Here is a 17077-nt window from a genome sequence, read left to right as displayed (position 1 = left end):
CTTTCGCACCGAAGTCAGGAATTAAAAACGATGAATTGGCATTTAGCCATTCATAAGCGCCTGATTTATAAGCAGATTAACTACGCCAGACGATGCGTCTTCGGCATTCTTAGGTAACCACCTTTCTTTATTATAAATGCGTAACAAAGGACTTATCATTGCTTTGACACTCATCGTGTCGTTGCTGTGCGCCTACTTTTTCACATTCACCTTTATCTCGCGGCGGGTGCAAGCCAACGCCGTGACCTATGCCACGCACAATGGCACGGTGGATCAGCAACAACGCCAGCACTACCTCGATTCGGTATGGCGCGCGCCTGTTGCCAACATCTTGGGTGTTGATTATACCTACCGCGACGTTCGCGGCAGCGAGCTCGGCCTGGGCCTTGACTTGAAGGGCGGCATGCACGTGACGCTGGAAGTATCTCCCGTGGAGATTGTACGAGCGATGGCCGGCAACTCCAAAGATGCCAACTTCAACAAGGCGTTGGCCCAAGCACAGGAGCTTCAGAAAACCAATCCTTCGACGCCTTTCACGGCGTTGTTTGCGCAGGCTTATCGCACGGTAGCGCCTAACGACAAGCTCGCTCGCTTGTTTGCCAACACTACCAACAAGAGCCGCGGCATCGACATCAACTCGACTAACGAGAAAGTGATCGGCGCCATCGATAAGGAAGTAGAAGAAGCCATCGACCGCTCATTCAACATCCTGCGTACCCGCGTCGACAAGTTCGGCGTAAACCAGCCCAGCATTCAGCGTGTGAAAGGCACAGGCCGTCTGCAAATCGAACTGCCCGGCGTCGACAACCCCGACCGCGTTCGCAAACTGCTCCAGGGCCAAGCCAAATTGGAGTTCTGGGAAGTGTGGCGCACGGATGAGTTCGCACCGTATTTCAACCAGCTCAACAGCGTATTGTCGGCCAAAGAAGAAGCTGACAAGCTGCAAGGCACTGCCGCCGCTCCAACCGCAAAAAAGGATACCACGGCTACTGCCGCCACCGCTGCCACGGGCGACTCGACTTCATTGGCTAGCCAATTGGCCAAGAAGAATGCTGCGAAAAACGTTGCGAAAGCCGACTCAGCTAATCCTCAGCAAAGCAGCCTGTTAGCTCGCTTGTTCACGATGCCAGGCGCGTTGGGCAGTAATGTCCGCGACACGGCTCGCGTAAACTCGCTGTTCAAAACACAGGAAGTACGCGCTGTATTGCCTCCAAACCTGACGTTCCTGTGGGACGTGAAGCCGACGACCATCGAAGGCCAGGAGTACCTCCAACTGTATGCTATCCGCAAATCGAGCGCAGCTACGCCGCCACTAGCTGGTGATGTAGTGGCCGACGCGCGTCAGGACTACGACCAGAACGGTCGCCCGGAAGTGTCGATGCAGATGTCGCCAAACGGTGCCCATAAGTGGCAGAAGTTGACCGCCGCCAACATCGGCCGTCAGGTAGCCATCGTGCTCGACGACTATGTGTACTCGGCCCCGGTTGTGCAGTCAGAGATTGCTGGTGGCAACTCCAGCATCTCGGGCAACTTCACCATTGAAGAAGCGCAAGACTTGGCCAACGTACTTAAGGCCGGTAAACTTCCTGCTCCTACGCGCATTGTGGAAGAAGCGGTAGTTGGTCCGTCATTGGGTCAAGAAGCTATTAACCAAGGTCTTTACTCCTCGGTTGCCGGTCTGATCATCATCATGGTGTTCATGGCCATTTACTACGGCCGCGCGGGCTTGGTAGCTGACGCTGCTCTGTTGTTCAACATGTTCCTGATTCTGGGTGTGTTGGCGCAGTTTGGCACGGCCCTCACGCTGCCGGGTATTGCCGGTATGGTACTGACCTTCGGTATGTCGGTGGATGCCAACGTGTTGATCTTCGAGCGGATTCGCGAGGAACTCAACCACGGCCACGGCTTGAAAGATGCCATCAACGCCGGTTATAAGCGGGCGTTCTCGGCCATCTTCGACTCCAACGTAACCACGATGCTGATTGCCGTGATTCTCGGCTTCTTCGGCACGGGCCCGGTACAAAACTTTGCAATCACGCTGGGTATTGGCGTATTAACTTCCTTCCTGTCAGCAGTTTACATTTCCCACCTCATCATTGAGTGGTTGACTAAAGGCAAGGACACGTCGAAGATCACCTTCAGCACGTTCCTGTCGCGTAACCTGTTCCAGAACGTCAACTTCGACATCGTGGGCAAGCGCAAAATCGCCTACGCCTTCTCAACCGCTGTTATCGTGGTTGGCTTCGTGCTGATGGCAATCCAAGGCGGCCCGAACCTAGGGGTTGACTTCCGCGGTGGCCGCAGCTACCTCGTCGAGTTCAGCAAATCAGAAGCGGCTTCGGATGTAAAAGAAGCCTTGAACGATGACTTTAAAGGTGCGGGTACGGAGGTAAAAACCTTTGGCGCCGCCAATCGTCTGCGCATCACCACGGGCTATTTGGCGGAAGACGAAAGCACTGCCGGCGACCAGAAAGTGCTGGCTGCTCTGACTACCGGCCTGAAGCAATATGGCGCCGACAATCCGAAAGTGCTCAGCACTTCGAAAGTAGGTGCTACTATTGCCGACGACATCAAGAAAACCTCGATTCTGAGCCTGGGCCTGACCTTGTTGGGCATCTTCGTGTATGTATTACTGCGCTTCGAAAAGTGGCAGTACTCCATGGCAGCGGTAGTAGCGCTGTTTCACGATGCGTTGCTCGTGATTGCGGCCTTCCCAATTGCCCGCGCGTTGGGTCTGAACTACGAAATGGACCAAGTATTCGTGGCGGCTGTGCTAACGGTTATTGGTTTCTCGATGAACGACACGGTGGTTATCTACGACCGCATCCGGGAATATCTGCGTGAGAACCCCAACCTGACGTTTGCGCAGGTTGTAAACCCGGCCCTGAACAGCACGTTCTCCCGCACGATGATCACGTTCACCACGGTATTCTTGGTGGTGTTGGTGCTCTACATCTTCGGCGGCGAAACGCTGCGTTCGTTCTCGTTTGCCATGTTGGTGGGTATCGTCTTCGGTACGTATTCGTCCTTATTCATTGCGACCCCGCTGATCCTCGACACCTATGGCCGCAAGGAAGCCCGCGAACGTGGCACTTCCAACACGCCTAGCGTAGCCAGCGCCGACGCTCCCAAGCTCTCGACGGCTGTTAAGTAAGCAGTCCCGATTTCCGGCTTTTAAAAGGCCGCTCCCACACTGGGAGCGGCCTTTTTTGTTGTAGTCAAATTCATCCTGAATAAACAGCATTCCAACTTTACGCCACAACTATTTCATTATCAACAGCTTGAAATAAAGAATTACTATTTCGCTATCTTTTGTGTAGCTACAGGCAACCCTTTTGTCCGTCCGTCCGAGTCGTTAGATATAAACCCCGCGACCGTGCCCCAACCTGAACACGACCTCGAGATGCTACTGGCCACACTGGCCGGGTGCCGGCGTGCTGACCGGGGAAGTCAGCGCCGTCTGTACTCGCTGTACTATAGCTACAGCATGAGCATCTGCCTACGCTACGCCGGCACGCGCGACGAAGCGATGGAAGCGGTCAACGACGGGTTTATGAAAGTATTCCGCGACGTGAGCCATTTCGATCCCACGAAGCACGAAACCAGCGGCTCTTTCCGCGGCTGGCTTCGCAAAATCATGATTCACACGGCCATTGACCACTACCGCGCCCAAGAAAAGCACCAACATCAGCAGGATCTGGACAAAACTGCTTACGCCCTCGCCGACGAAGGAGGCTCAGCCCTGGACTCGCTTTCTTACGACGAGCTGCTGCATATGATTCACCAACTCCCTCCGGCTTACCGCACTGCATTCAACCTGTACGTTATCGACGGTTTCACGCACGAAGAGATTGCCAACCGCCTACACATTTCGGTGGGCACTTCGAAGTCGAACCTGTCGAAAGCGAGGGCACACCTCAAGGATTTATTAAAAAAAACTAGCCACCATGCATACGCCGGAAATGTCGGATGAAGAGCTTGACGCTCTGTTCAGACAGGGCGCGGAAAACTACCCGGAGGAACACAACCTCAACGCGTGGTTGCAAATGGAACAAAAGCTGGAAGCAGCTGCTGTTCAACAACTTGTCTACCGGAAAATCGCCGGTTTTTTTGCCGCTGAAATAGCCTTGATCGCCTTATTGGCAGTGCTCTGGGTACATTTCAGCCCGAGAATCAGCCCTTCTCCTAATACACAAGCGCCTGATAACCAAATAGTTGTCAATAACCATAATAAAGCCGTCACTACCAAGAAGTTAGCCTCCGCTGCTGTTGCTTCTTCTACAAAAGCAAAATCCGGCCGCCCGACTCAGCCACCGCTCCCAGGGATTGGTAGTAGGGCCATCACGCCCGCAACGCCAACGCAACCGGCCGTAGAATCGGCTAAGGCTACGGTTCAACCCAGCGTAGTTACCGGCTCGAATCGGACGGTTGTTCGGCGCTCGCCAACTTTTGCACTGGCAACTGGCAGCCGTAAAGCATCGCGGTCACGATCTGATCTAGAAAAAAAGGAATCCGACTTATCCCCAAAACCTTCTTATACAAGCAGTTCGCAAACCGCAGCGGCTTCGAAAGCCTCTACTGAAGCTGACGAAAACCCAACTACAGCGGCGGCCCCTTCGGAAACGCTGGTCACGGTCGACCAACCTTCCGAAGCGTCAAACAAAGCGTTGCCGGCTAGTGTCAGCAGTGATTCCGTAGCTCGTACTCGGCCGCTGCCCACCGCGCCCGTACCGGACTCGGCGACTCGTAAAGAGCCGGAAAAACCCGCGCCACGCTTGGGTTATCGCTTCAGTGCCAACTTCTTATACGCCCCTGAACTCAGTAAAGTACGCTCCTCCAGCCTGACGTCGCCGGGCAGCAACCTGGGCCTGATGCTTGAGTATCGGATCACGCCTCGCCTGCGGGTAGCGGCCGGCCTGATCAAGTCAGTGAAAAAATACGACGCCAAGGGCAGCGACTACCACCCACCGCAGCATTACTGGACTAACTACCTCAAGCTCACGGATGTATATGCTAACTGCCGCATCCTGGATTTGCCGCTCAACCTGCGTTACGACGTCGTGAGCCGGCCACAATACGCGCTGTTTGCCGGGGCGGGCCTGTCGTCCTTGCTGATGCGCAACGAACGATACCGTTATGCATACTACTCGGCGGGGCAGCTCCTGAACCGCGAGTGGACCCGCCACAACGGCTCCAACCACTTCTTCAGCGTGCTCAATCTGTCGGCGGGGTACGAGCGGGCGCTGGGCGGCCGGTGGTCGGTGCAGGGCGAACCCTACGTGAAAATCCCACTGGGCGGGGTGGGCTTTGGCAAAGTCAAGCTCAGCAGCGCCGGCGCTTTCTTCTCGCTTAAATACAGCTTGCTACCCATGCAGCCCCTCGTGCAGCCGTAGCGCTGCCACCCACTTTCCTAACTCTTGCCTTGGCTTTGCTCGCGACAAAGCCTGCTTCCCCGGACACTCTGTGTGCACCCGAGCAGTCCTTGCTGTGCCTTATCCGAGGCCAGCGACTCACCTCCAAACCATTGAGCTACAGACAATTAATCCACCAGCCATGTCAAGACTCTCTTATTTTACTCTGATGCGCTGCCTCACCTTCTTACTAGGCGCCTCACTACTTAGCTCGGTTTCGTTGCTGGTTGTTAGCTGCAACGACAAGGACGACAACAAGCCGGTCGAAATCACCGATGCGCAAGCCACAGTGAAGCTGGCAACCTCCGCTACTCTCGGGCCTTACCTCACCGATTCGCAAGGCAACACGCTGTACTTCTTTGCCCGCGACGTCGACGGGACCAATGCTTGCACTGGCGGCTGCACGCCTACCTGGCCCGTGTACTACGAGCCTAACGTACTGGTTACAAAGGCGTTGAATACCTCGGATTTTGGCTCCAAAACTACTCCCGATGGGCGCCAACAAACGACTTACAAAGGGTGGCCTTTGTATTACTACGCTCCAGCGGTCAATGGTCAGAACGTGCGCGAATTACCGGGCGAAACCCGCGGCAACGGCGTGGGTACCATCTGGCACGTCGTAAATCCCGGGTATTCGGTGGTGATTGCCAGCAAGAGCGTGGTTGACAAAACTACCAATGCGACCGTTAGCCGCACCTATCTAACTGACACACAAGGGCGTACGATGTACGTGTTTGCCAAAGACACCAAAAACCCCAATACGCTCGCGACCAACTGCACCGGCAGCTGCGCCACTACCTGGCCGCCTGTGTACATGAGCGCGCCTACCGTGCCTTCCTCGCTGAAAGCCAGCGACTTCGGCACCATTACGCGCACCGATGCGGGCTCTGCTTCCGGGCCTTACGGCAATACCAGCAAGGCCAATTTGCAGCTGACCTACAAGGGCCGACCCCTCTATTACTACATCGCCGACAACGACACCCGCGGGCGCGTCGAAGGGCATGACCTGAATGAATCGGGTGATCTGTGGTTTGCGGCCGCTCCATAATTAATTGATTTATAAATAATTATGAACAAGCCATTTGGAAGCCGTCGCTCAATACGCGGGTTGTTGCTGGGTGCGCTGGCGGTGCTGGCCGGCTGTGCCTACGACAACGCCGAGGATCTTTTCAAAGACCAGCCCGCGGTCACTTGCGACGTTTCGGCCGTCACGTACGCGAGCACCATTTCTCCGATTCTGACGCAGAATTGCCGCGTTTGCCACAACAGTCAGATCACAAATGGCAATGTGAACTTGGAAAACTACGCCGACGTGAAGCGCATCGCTAGCAGCGGCTTGCTGGTGGGCGTCGTCAGCCACGCGCCGGGCTACAAGCAGATGCCTTTTGGCTTGCCCAAGCTCGCCGACTGCGACATTGCCCGCATCAAGAAGTGGGTAGACGACGGCGCTCCGAATAACTGAAACTCACCCTAACGGCTACGCTTATGAACTACTGGTTGCTACTGGTGCTGTATCTGCTCCCGCTTGCGCGTCCGGATGCGGCGAGTAAATATTCGACCCGAACCGGGATGATTTCCTTCTTCTCCAGCACGTTCATCGAAGATATTGAAGCCCACAACAACCAAGTGGGTGCCCTGCTGGACCTGACAAGTGGCCAAGTGGCTTTTTCGGTGACGATGAAGGCGTTTCAGTTTAAGCGCACGCTCATGCAGGAGCATTTCAACGAGAACTACATCGAATCGGACAAGTTTCCGCGTTCGACGTTTGCAGGCAAGCTGCTCAACTTTCAGCCTACGCAACTCAACCAGCCGGGTCCGCAGGAGGTGCAGGTAGAAGGCGATCTGACCATTCATGGGGTGAAGCGCCACATCAAGGTACCGGGCACGCTGGAGCTGAAGGGCAACCAGCTCTTGGCCAAGTCGAAGTTCATCGTGGCCCCTGCCGATTACAACATCGAGATTCCGGCGCTGGTCCGCGAAAACATTGCCAAAACTGTGGAAGTAACCGTGTCGCTGGCCTGCGACCCTGCTCCACAACAGCCTTAATATCAACGAGATATGAAGTACCTTTTTTCTTCATTTGGCGCGTATGGGCTGGCAGTGGCTTTGCTGCTGATGTGCAGCAGCAAAGCGCGGGCCCAGGATGACCTGCTGCAAAAGCTGGAAGCCCAAACCACCGACAGCCTCCACACCGACTACACGCAGGCCACCTTCAAGGGCACGCGCGTCATCAATGGGCACTCGGTGGAAACGCCGGGGCAGGGCACGCTACTGTTTCTGATTTCGCACCGATTTGGGACGCTCAACAGCGGCGCCTACAACTTCTTCGGCCTGGACGAAGCCACGATTCGTCTGGGCCTGGAGTATGGGCTTACCGACAAGCTGACGGTGGGCGTCGGGCGCAGTTCGCTGGAGAAAACCTTCGACGGGTTTGGCAAATACCGGCTGCTGCGCCAAAGCACCGGCCTGCACACCATGCCCGTTTCGGTAACGGTATTTGCCAGCGCTGCACTGAATTCGCTGAAATTTACGGGGCCGGAGCACCCCACCGATACGCGTTTCACTTATACGTACCAGGCGCTGATTGCGCGGAAGTTCAGCACCAATTTATCGCTGCAACTGATGCCCACGCTGGTGCACCGCAACCTGGTCGATACCCGCGCGGAGCAAAACGACGTGTACGCGCTGGGGTTTGCAGGCCGCCAAAAGCTGACCAAGCGCGTGGCGCTCACGATGGAATATTACTACCTACTGCCCGGCCACACGGCCGATGAGTTTCGCAATTCCTTGTCGGCGGGCTTCGACATCGAGACCGGGGGGCACGTGTTTCAGCTGCACTTCACCAACTCCCGCGGCATGATCGAGAAGTTTTTCATTCCCCAAACCACCGGCAAGTGGCAGAAAGGCGACATCTACTTTGGCTTTAATATTTCCAGGGCCTTTACGCTTAAACCAAAGGCTTGATAAACAATCAAATACCACGCCTATACTCTCCTAAGCCAGTAGTGCGGACTTGTTGGTCTGCGTGCCCCACGCCGCCGGATGCTATCCGACGGACGCGGACGGCGAGCCTGCGCTACTGTGCTTTTTTCTACACCAAGTAGGTGTGCTGTGGAAGTGGGTTGGGAATGGTCGGTGCCGCAGGTACGCCTGCCTTGCGCGAAGGTCTGTAGCCGATTCGTTGCAGCGCTTGCGGCCCAGACGCTTCGCGAGGCCCGGCCAGATAGCCCGAGTTCTGGCCCGCCTCTCTCGAACCCGCCGTTCTCAACCCTTTCCCAGCGCTTTATTAACTATCTTATTTTCAGATACTTGTGTAAATATCCGTTTAGCTATGCCCACTAAAAAGCCCGGCCAAAATTGGCCGGGCTTTTTAGTTTCTGACTTGAGGTTGTTTAGAAAGAAGCCGTAACGCCTTCTGCAACCACTTCTCTTACTTCGGGTACCATACGCTTGAGCAGGTTTTCGATGCCCGACTTCAGGGTAACCGTCGCCGAAGGGCAGCCCGAGCACGAGCCTTGCAGGTTCACAGTCACGACGCCATCTTGGTAGCTACGGAAGGTAATGTTGCCACCGTCTTGCTCTACGGCGGGGCGCACGTAGTTATCGAGCAGGTCGATGATTTTTTGGCTGGTTTGCTGGTCGGCTTCCGACGAGTCGCCGGCGGCAGCGGCTTGCGCAGCTTTCTGCTCAGCAGCCGGATCGACGGTGAAAATCGGGCCGCCCGACTCCACGTACGACTTCAGGAACGTGCGCAGCTCCGGGATGAGCTGAGCCCACAGCAAATCGGTGGTTTTGGTAACCGTTACGAAGTTCGCGGCGATGAAAACGCGGCCTACGTAGTCGAAATTGAACAGCTCCTGTGCCAGCGGCGAGTTGGCCGCCGCCTCCACATTCGGGTAATCGACGCTCACCCCCTCGCTCAGAAGCGTGGTATTGAGCACGAATTTCATGGATTCGGGGTTGGGGCTGGCCTCAGCGTAGATCGAAATGGGCGCAGCGGGAGTGGTGATATGATCAGCCATGGTAGTGGTCTTGAAAACGTGAGTACAGTGCGCGCCTCCTCATACGGATTTGCGGCTGGTATCGATTATAAAACCAAGATCGGCACCAGAAGTTGCAAAGTTACACAACAACCGGAAGCTTTATTTAGAAATGCTATATATAAGCGATATCCCATCCTCGCAGCAGTACCTCTGCCTTTTGAGAATAAGATACTTTTGCCGGGTCTATGATCGAATTTAACCGTGCCGTCCCTGGTTTTGCGCCGATGTTCCTGGATGCTGGCGCTTCTTGGCCAGTGGCTTACTGGTTGTTGCTGCCTTTTTTTAGTCTGTTAGCCCTGATTGCCACCGGGCCATTGTTCTTTCCTAAGTTCTGGGCGCGCTGGTACGCGTCCATTGCCGTTGGCTTGGGCCTGCTGATGCTGGGCTACTACGGCTTCGTCCGCCACGACTGGCACACCACCGTCGAGACCTTGGCCGAATACACCTCGTTCGTGGTGCTGCTCACGGCATTATACGTGGCCGGCGGCACTATGTATCTGAATATCAACTTAGAAGCCACGCCTCGCCGTAACGTGATTTTGCTGCTGGCTGGGGCTATACTGGCCAGCGTCATTGGCACCACCGGCGCCTCACTGGTGCTTATTCGGCCATTTATCCGGCTCAACGACCAACGAGTTAAGCCCTACCAGATCGTTTTTTTCATTTTTCTGGTCAGCAATGCCGGAGGCCTGCTCACGCCGCTCGGCGATCCGCCGCTGTTTATTGGGTACCTGCGCGGCGTGCCTTTTTTCTGGACTGCCTGGCACTTGTTGCTGCCGTGGCTGGTGGCTACCGGCGCGCTTTTACTGCTATTTTGGCTGAAAGACCGCCGTAACCCCTACCCCAGCCGCCTCTCCCGCAACGAAAGGCGCCGCCAACGGCAAGAAAAAGGCCTGCCGCTCTACGACTTCAACGGGGCACAAAACCTTCCGTGGCTGCTGTTGGTGCTGGTCAGCGTTTTCCTAGACCCTGCGCGCGTGTCGTGGGTACCGGCGCTCCATGTTTTTGGGCTGCACCTCTCCTTCGTGCGCGAAATGCTCCAGCTATTGGCCGCCTGGGGCTGCTACCGTACCGCCGACCGCAAAGCCTTAAGTGCCAATCACTTCACTTTCGAGCCGATGCACGAGGTGGCTTTTCTTTTTTTCGGCATTTTCCTGACCATGATGCCCGCCTTGCAGACGGCGGCGGCCGTTGCCTCCAAGCCTTCGGTGGCCGGTCATCTGACGCCTACTGCCCTTTATTGGCTAACGGGCAGCCTTTCCGCTTTTCTGGATAACGCGCCCACGTACGCCAGTTTCCTGTCGCTGAGTATGGCTAGCCATCATCTCAACATAAACCAAGACACTGATGTACAGGCCTTTGCCTTATCGTATCTGACTATGCCGCTGTTGCGGGCTATTTCCAGCGGCGCGGTTTTATTTGGCGCGTTCACTTACATCGGCAACGGACCCAATTTTTTGGTGCGCTCCATTGCGGAAAAGGAAGGGGTACCCATGCCTTCGTTTTTTGGCTACATCGTCCGATACGCCATTCCGTATCTACTGCTTGTGCTATTGCTAATCGGTTGGTTGTTAACGCTTTGGTAGCACCTACGTAGGCAAGCGCAACCGGACGGGCGCTTTTTACGCTAGCTACAGCAGCGTTTGCCCATCCGGGGTTATGCATCGCGGCTTGCCATGTCCTTTTTCGCCTACTGTAAATCTGGCCGAGCACCGCCCGCCCTAATTTATCCGTGGATCGCGATTAGGCCAGAGGCGCTTTTTAAACACAAATGCCTTTCAATCAATTACTTACATAAAAAACCTACAACTTACTGCTGCGGCTGCGCAGCAGCATATCGGCGAGCACAAGGTTGGTCATGGCGTCGACGATGGGCACGGCACGCGGCAGCACGCATGGGTCGTGGCGGCCTTTGCCGGCCAGTGTAATCTCTTCGCCTTGGTCGTTGATGGTGGTTTGGGGCTGTAAAATTGTGGCAACGGGCTTGAAAGCAACGCGGAAGTAGATATCCTGCCCGTTGCTAATACCGCCCTGAATGCCACCCGAGTGGTTCGTGCGCGTCCGGACGGCGCCGCTTTCGTCGGTATAAAAGGCATCGTTGTGTTCCGAGCCAAACAACAGCGTACCATCAAAGCCCGACCCGTATTCGAAGCCTTTCACAGCGTTGATGCTCAGCATGGCTTTGCCCAGATCGGCGTGTAGCTTGTCGAAAACGGGCTCACCCAAACCGGCGGGCACCCCGCGTACCACGCCCGTTACGATGCCCCCAACGGTGTCGTGCCGGTCGCGAGTCTGGCGGATGAGTTCGGCCATGCGCTCGGCAGTCTCGGGGTGCGGGCAGCGTACCGTGTTGCTTTCGATAAGGCCCAGATCAAGCTCCTCGTAGCCTACGGGCACGCGCACAGCGCCTACCTGCGACACATAGCTGCTCGCTTTGATGCCGTAATGCGCCAACAGCTCGGCCGCAACGGCCCCGGCCGCCACGCGGGCCGCCGTTTCGCGGGCTGAGCTTCGGCCGCCGCCGCGGTAATCACGACGGCCGTATTTCGCGTCGTAGGTGTAGTCGGCGTGTGAAGGGCGGTAAGCGTGTTCGATGTGCGAATAATCGTGGCTGGCCTGATCTTGATTGCGAATGAAAAGCCCAATAGGAGTTCCTGTAGTTTGGCCTTCAAACAGGCCCGAGAGTACTTCCACGCGGTCGGCCTCCCGGCGCGGCGTAGTCAGGTCCGACTGGCCGGGCCGCCGCCGATCCAAAGCCGTCTGGATGGTTTCGGCGGTCACAGGCAACCCAGCCGGGCACCCGTCGATGGTAACGCCAATGCCCACGCCGTGCGATTCGCCGAAGGTGGTTATGCGGAAAAGAGTGCCGAAAGAGTTCATAAGCAAAAGAATAGCGTGACAGCGCCGGCAAAGCTAACGCTACATTTTCTTTCTCCACCAGCCAAATCCGGCGATGGCCGCTAGCAGCACCAGCACCAAATTGGCGTACAGACGCACATTGCGGTACTCGTCCAGCGGTTGTAAGTGGTTGTCGGCGTTGTTGAGCACGTCGGCGTAAAATGGGTCATCGGGATTGCCGTGAAAGCCCGAAGCCAGCTTGGCGCTACCTCCAATGTCGGGGCGAATTTCCGGGCGCAGCGTATCGTAGCGGGCCGTGCTGGGGTTGAACACCACCAACGACAACACGCTGTCGAGCGGCAACACGCCGGGCTGTTGGGCCACCATGCGGTAGCTGAATACCTTGGCCCCGCCCACGCGGCCGCCCTGCCGCGTCAGGTCCTGCTGCACATCCGGCCCGTAGACCTCCAGCTTGGGCCGGGCACGCAAAACCGGCGCCGAGAGGGCCGCCAGATTGCCTTCGCCCTCTACCCGAAAAGTGTACGTAAACACCTGCCCCGTGCGGAAAGTCGTGCGGTCGATGGCCTCGCGCAACTGGTAATTACCGACCGGCACTTGATCGCGCAAGGGGTGAGGCGGCAATGGTTTCACGGTCACAGTACGGGCATCTGAGTAATAGATTTTGTAGCCCTCCAAGCGGTTATCAGAGCCTGCCTCGGGCTTTTTGGCGACGCGGTATTTCACCATTTGCAAGGGCAAAGCCGGAAATACAAGTGACTGATTATTAAGCGGATAGTATTCAGCTTCATAGAGGCGATAGCGCAGGTATGTTTTGCCGCCTGCGACAATGGTTTCGGGCAGAATCTCTTGCTCTTCGAAGGGCTCTTCCCATGCCGTGCGCTGCCGCATCCGGCGCAACAGATCCGGGAGCTGGCCGGCAAAATTGTGGAAATCGAGCAGCCCCTGATCGCTGGGCGTGAGGTAGAAATACAGCCCAATGTGCACGCCCTCGCCTACGTACACGCTGTTTTTGTCGGCCACCAATGCCAGAAAAGCGTTGTCGTGCGGCTCGATGTAGTCCTGCGGGCGTGGCTTGCCAAAAAGCTGATCTAACAACCCAATGCCCTGCAACGGTCCCGCCCCGGGCGGTGCAGTAGCCGAGGGCGCCTGCGCCGCAGCTACCGGCCCTACCTTCAGCGTAGCGCCTGCCGAGCGTACCACCTGCCCATTGACGGTCATGGTAAAGGGCTTAACCACAAACTCGCCTTCGGCAAAGGCGGCGTACCGCTGCGTAATGGTCAGCTCGGTAGTGGTTTGTCCGCCGGTGATGCGGGTGGTGGTGGTGCTCGACTTGCCGCTTTTCTTGAACCCTTCGAGGTCGGGAAAGGCCGAATACCGCTCCAGCGGCGCACCGCGCAGGTGGAAGCTGATGGTGAAATATTCGTTAACCGGGAAAGCAACTTTCCCCAGCTCGATTTCGGCTTGCCCGGTGGCATCAACTTGTGCCTCCGCCCAATATGACCCCATTAAGAGCACACAAAGCAGCAGGAAGCGAAAAATAAACGGAAGCATTCTCAGCACTCTTAAAACTACACAAAAACCCAAGCGGAGCAGTTGAATCGCGTTTTGCTCAAGGGAAGTAGTTAAGCACAACCTTAGCCGAACGGTTTGGCATCTCGAAAATTTATGGTTGAGTTCAATCCGAACTTTCAGCACCGCCGTAAGTGCCTTTCAAATACCCGAAACCTTCTGGCTCAGATTTCAAAAAACGGCTTTTTAGCGCGTGCTAGAACTCTATTGCCTAAACTTTTCAATTCACCCTTAACATTTTTCCCATGTCTAAAATCACCCAAACCGGTGGGGATGAAGCGGAGTTCGCCAAGCCGCTTTATGTACCGATCAAGCGCCGTTCCTTCTTCATGTATGCCGGAGCCACTGCTGGCGCTACTGCGTTGCTTTTGGCTGGCTGTAAAGATGACGATAACAATCCTTCTCCTACCAATGGCAACTCGGTTAGCTTGGGTTCGGGCGATGTAGGCGTGTTGAACTATGCCTATGCTTTAGAACAACTCGAAGCCGCATTTTATGCGCAAGTAAAAGCCAATCCTGCAGCCGACCTCTCTACGGCTGAGAAAGCGTACTTTACCAATATTGCTTCACACGAGGCGCTGCACCGCGATTTCCTGAAAGCTGCCATCAACCGCGATGCGCCCGGCCAAATTATCGCCGACCTGACGCCTGACTTCTCGTCCATTGACTTTACGAAGCGCTCCGGCGTATTGGCCGCCGCAGTCGCATTCGAGGACTTGGGTGTGTCGGCCTACAACGGGGCCGGCAAACTCATCAAAAAGGTAGATTACCTGCTGGTAGCGGGCAAAATTGTGTCGGTGGAAGCGCGCCATGCTGCTTATGTACGCGACCTGATGACGGCCGGTAGCTTTGCCGCCGACGACATTGTGGACCCCACTTCAGGCTTGGACAAGGCTCGTACGCCCAGCGAAGTGCTCGGTATCGCGCAGAAGTACATCAAGCAGACGATCGACGGCTCAAAAGTCGGCATGTAATTTCTCCCACCGAATAAAGAAACACTCGCCATGAATATATTTCAAATCATCGATAAGCTTGCCGCCGTTGACCCGGACGTCCTAGACCGTTTTGACTCGCGCCGGGCTGTGTTCAACTCGCTGGGCTCTATGGCCAAGCGGACGGCTTTATCGGCCACGCCGTTGTTTTTGGGAGCATTATTCCAGAAAGCCTATGCTCAAACCGCGGCCGAAACGCCAGTTCAGATCCTGAACTATGCGCTGACGCTGGAATTGCTGGAAGCTGACTTTTACAAGAAATTCTTGGCCGCCGGCACGATACCGGCCGGCGCTCCGCTTGGGGCCATTACGCAGATCAAGAAGCACGAAGATGCGCACGTCACCTTGCTGACGAACGCCATCAAAGGCCTCAACGGCACTCCCGTTACGGGCGTGACCTTTAAGCAATCTGCTTTCCCCGCCGATTACGCAACACAACTTGTTGTAGCACAAGCACTTGAAGACACAGGCGTACGGGCATACAAAGGCCGGGCCGGTGAATTGCTGGGCACCGATTTGCTGACTGTTGCTTTGCAGATCCACTCGGTAGAGGCACGTCATGCGGCCCACATTCGCGGTATGCGCCAGCAACCCGCCTGGATTCCGGCCTCGGATTCTGCGTTGCCTGCTCCCCTTGGTCCGGTTTACACGGGCTCTACTCCGGAAAGCAACACGACGCAAGCCGGCGTGGAAGTAGTATCGGCGCTAAAATACTCGGCCGACGATGCCGCTGCAGCATTCGACGAAATCCTGACCAAAGCCGAAGTGCTCGATATGTCGCGCGCTGGCGGCTTGGTCCAAAGCTAGATCCTTGCATTTCTTACTTAACGACAAAAAAGGACTGGCGTGTTGCTGGTCCTTTTTTTATAACAGGAAAATTCTTTGCCACTTGTGATTTTTGAACGAGGTGATTGAGCTATGGATTCCATGAGTCTTTTATCAACAAACACCTAAAAGCTACACAATAGCATTTTTCCATTATGGCGTGAGGTGGCGCTTTTGCGTCGGCACACACCAAGATTTAGGTTTAAAAGAGGGGTAACACTTTAGCGTTACCCCTCTTCTGTTTTGCCCTCTATACTCGGTTGTAGCCTGCCTCTTGCAGCTCTTGCTTTTATAATTATGCCCAAGAACAAATACTTACATAACACATTTACTATCAAATAATTACAAAGGCATAAGGCCTCATCAACTGTAATTTACTATAGATTTATTGTTCTGCTTAAGGCCATATGCACGGGTGCGTTTCAAGCAGCATGAATATTCAGAAAACCATACCCACCTATAAAGTTTACCTAAAAAACATAACCTCCGGCCCTACCTGCACCGTAAGTGACATACAGCTACTAGTACTTTTTGATTTGGCAACCTCCAAAACGGCCTTTTGGGAGTGTGCTGGTAGCGTATTATCCACCTAGTTCTTTTGTTCACTTTAACCTCTGTTCTCATGTCCAAAATCACCCAAAATGGGACGGACGAAGCGGAATTCGCCAAGCCGCTTTATGTACCGATCAAACGCCGCTCTTTCTTCATGTACGCCGGTGCCACCGCTGGTGCCACTGCCTTGCTATTAGCAGGTTGCAAAGACGAAGACAACAACGTGGCTGCTCCTACTACCCCTGGCATGGTAAGCGTCGGAACCGGCGACGTAGGTGTTCTGAACTACGCTTACGCCCTGGAGCAGCTCGAGGCCGGTTTTTACACGCAAGTCCGTACAGGTACTTACTACACTGGCTTAGCGGCTACCAGCGCCGAGAAGCAGATCTTGGACGACCTATACTACCACGAAGTTATTCACCGCGAGTTCTTCAAGGCGGCTATCACGGCGGCGGCACCTACCCAGATCATCAAGGCATTGGAGCCTGATTTCTCGAAAATCGATTTCAACAGCCGCACCAGTGTACTAGGAACGGCCAAGGCATTTGAGGACCTCGGTGTTGCGGCATATAATGGAGCAGGACGTTATATTCAATCGGCTCAGTATCTGGTGATTGCCGGCAAAATTGTATCGGTGGAAGCGCGCCATGCGGCTATCATCCGTGACTTGGTTGCCGAAGCTTCGTTTGTCGATTCCGACGTTGTTGCAATCGGCTCGACGGGCTTAGAGCTTTCGAAAGAGCCTTCGGTAGTGGTAGCTACGGCTAACACGTTCCTCAAAGACGGTTCGAAGCTGGACGTTTCCGGCATCAAGTAAGGCAGGTCG

General features: G+C 55.3%; 14 protein-coding genes. 11 read left to right on the top strand and 3 right to left on the bottom strand.

Going from position 1 to position 17077, the window contains the following annotated elements; translation table 11 throughout:
* Positions 1-136 precede the first annotated feature (136 nt).
* The 7 genes from secDF to FHG12_RS12390 all read left to right on the top strand — a co-directional run bounded on the left by secDF (position 137) and on the right by FHG12_RS12390 (position 8375).
* Complete coding sequence (gene secDF, locus FHG12_RS12420; protein ID WP_139516031.1) at positions 137-3154, top strand: protein translocase subunit SecDF; 3018 nt, start codon at positions 137-139, stop codon at positions 3152-3154.
* Between the two features lie 222 nt (positions 3155-3376).
* Entirely contained in the window at positions 3377-3973 is a 597-nt protein-coding gene (locus FHG12_RS12415) for an RNA polymerase sigma factor (RefSeq protein ID WP_230471106.1), read from the top strand.
* A gap of 802 nt (positions 3974-4775) precedes the next feature.
* Complete coding sequence (locus tag FHG12_RS12410; RefSeq protein ID WP_139516030.1) at positions 4776-5393, top strand: hypothetical protein; 618 nt, start codon at positions 4776-4778, stop codon at positions 5391-5393.
* A gap of 160 nt (positions 5394-5553) precedes the next feature.
* The gene (locus FHG12_RS12405) at positions 5554-6459 is read left to right on the top strand and encodes a hypothetical protein (RefSeq protein WP_139516029.1); all 906 of its coding nucleotides are present in this window, start codon (positions 5554-5556) and stop codon (positions 6457-6459) included.
* 21 nt (positions 6460-6480) lie between these two features.
* Positions 6481-6873: a hypothetical protein gene (locus FHG12_RS12400; protein WP_139516028.1), complete on the top strand. Its 393-nt coding sequence runs from the start codon at positions 6481-6483 to the stop codon at positions 6871-6873.
* 23 nt (positions 6874-6896) lie between these two features.
* A complete protein-coding gene (locus FHG12_RS12395; RefSeq protein WP_139516027.1) occupies positions 6897-7457 on the top strand; it encodes a YceI family protein in 561 nt (186 codons plus the stop codon).
* A gap of 12 nt (positions 7458-7469) precedes the next feature.
* On the top strand, positions 7470-8375 hold the full coding sequence (locus tag FHG12_RS12390) for a DUF5777 family beta-barrel protein (RefSeq protein WP_139516026.1): 906 nt from the start codon (positions 7470-7472) through the stop codon (positions 8373-8375).
* 428 nt (positions 8376-8803) lie between these two features.
* Here FHG12_RS12390 and FHG12_RS12385 read toward each other — a convergent pair whose 3' ends face one another.
* Positions 8804-9433 carry a NifU family protein gene (locus FHG12_RS12385; RefSeq protein WP_139516025.1) on the bottom strand — a complete coding sequence of 210 codons (630 nt, stop codon included), beginning with the start codon at positions 9431-9433 and terminating at the stop codon, positions 8804-8806.
* A 206-nt stretch (positions 9434-9639) separates the two neighbouring features.
* On the opposite strand from FHG12_RS12385, the gene FHG12_RS12380 reads away from it, so the two are divergent.
* Positions 9640-11040 (top strand): sodium:proton antiporter, encoded by a 1401-nt coding sequence (locus FHG12_RS12380; RefSeq protein WP_230471105.1) that lies wholly within the window; start codon positions 9640-9642, stop codon positions 11038-11040.
* A gap of 217 nt (positions 11041-11257) precedes the next feature.
* Here the strand turns inward: FHG12_RS12380 and aroC are convergent, their stop codons facing one another.
* Together aroC and FHG12_RS12370 are read right to left on the bottom strand one after the other, a co-directional pair.
* Complete coding sequence (aroC, locus tag FHG12_RS12375; protein WP_139516024.1) at positions 11258-12334, bottom strand: chorismate synthase; 1077 nt, start codon at positions 12332-12334, stop codon at positions 11258-11260.
* Positions 12335-12373: 39 nt separating this feature from the next.
* Entirely contained in the window at positions 12374-13864 is a 1491-nt protein-coding gene (locus FHG12_RS12370; RefSeq protein ID WP_139516023.1) for a BatD family protein, read from the bottom strand.
* Between the two features lie 263 nt (positions 13865-14127).
* Between FHG12_RS12370 and FHG12_RS12365 the strand changes: the two genes are divergently transcribed.
* From FHG12_RS12365 to FHG12_RS12355, 3 genes are all read left to right on the top strand, one after another.
* The gene (locus FHG12_RS12365; RefSeq protein ID WP_139516022.1) at positions 14128-14856 is read left to right on the top strand and encodes a ferritin-like domain-containing protein; all 729 of its coding nucleotides are present in this window, start codon (positions 14128-14130) and stop codon (positions 14854-14856) included.
* Between the two features lie 30 nt (positions 14857-14886).
* A complete protein-coding gene (locus FHG12_RS12360) occupies positions 14887-15681 on the top strand; it encodes a ferritin-like domain-containing protein (protein ID WP_139516021.1) in 795 nt (264 codons plus the stop codon).
* Positions 15682-16321: 640 nt separating this feature from the next.
* Positions 16322-17068 (top strand): ferritin-like domain-containing protein, encoded by a 747-nt coding sequence (locus FHG12_RS12355; RefSeq protein ID WP_139516020.1) that lies wholly within the window; start codon positions 16322-16324, stop codon positions 17066-17068.
* Positions 17069-17077: the final 9 nt, after the last annotated feature.

It is taken from the genome of Hymenobacter jejuensis (genome assembly GCF_006337165.1).
Taxonomy (GTDB): Bacteria; Bacteroidota; Bacteroidia; order Cytophagales; family Hymenobacteraceae; genus Hymenobacter; species Hymenobacter jejuensis.
This window is presented reverse-complemented; position numbering and strand designations above follow the sequence as displayed.

Excerpts from the sequence above, each read along its gene's own strand:
- secDF (WP_139516031.1), top strand. The coding sequence starts at position 137 with ATGCGTAACAAAGGACTTATCATTGCTTTGACACTCATCGTGTCGTTG.
- FHG12_RS12405 (WP_139516029.1), top strand. The coding sequence starts at position 5,554 with ATGTCAAGACTCTCTTATTTTACTCTGATGCGCTGCCTCACCTTCTTA.
- FHG12_RS12400 (WP_139516028.1), top strand. The coding sequence starts at position 6,481 with ATGAACAAGCCATTTGGAAGCCGTCGCTCAATACGCGGGTTGTTGCTG.
- FHG12_RS12395 (WP_139516027.1), top strand. The coding sequence starts at position 6,897 with ATGAACTACTGGTTGCTACTGGTGCTGTATCTGCTCCCGCTTGCGCGT.
- FHG12_RS12390 (WP_139516026.1), top strand. The coding sequence starts at position 7,470 with ATGAAGTACCTTTTTTCTTCATTTGGCGCGTATGGGCTGGCAGTGGCT.
- FHG12_RS12385 (WP_139516025.1), bottom strand. The coding sequence starts at position 9,433 with ATGGCTGATCATATCACCACTCCCGCTGCGCCCATTTCGATCTACGCT.
- FHG12_RS12380 (WP_230471105.1), top strand. The coding sequence starts at position 9,640 with ATGATCGAATTTAACCGTGCCGTCCCTGGTTTTGCGCCGATGTTCCTG.
- aroC (WP_139516024.1), bottom strand. The coding sequence starts at position 12,334 with ATGAACTCTTTCGGCACTCTTTTCCGCATAACCACCTTCGGCGAATCG.
- FHG12_RS12370 (WP_139516023.1), bottom strand. The coding sequence starts at position 13,864 with ATGCTTCCGTTTATTTTTCGCTTCCTGCTGCTTTGTGTGCTCTTAATG.
- FHG12_RS12365 (WP_139516022.1), top strand. The coding sequence starts at position 14,128 with ATGTCTAAAATCACCCAAACCGGTGGGGATGAAGCGGAGTTCGCCAAG.
- FHG12_RS12360 (WP_139516021.1), top strand. The coding sequence starts at position 14,887 with ATGAATATATTTCAAATCATCGATAAGCTTGCCGCCGTTGACCCGGAC.
- FHG12_RS12355 (WP_139516020.1), top strand. The coding sequence starts at position 16,322 with ATGTCCAAAATCACCCAAAATGGGACGGACGAAGCGGAATTCGCCAAG.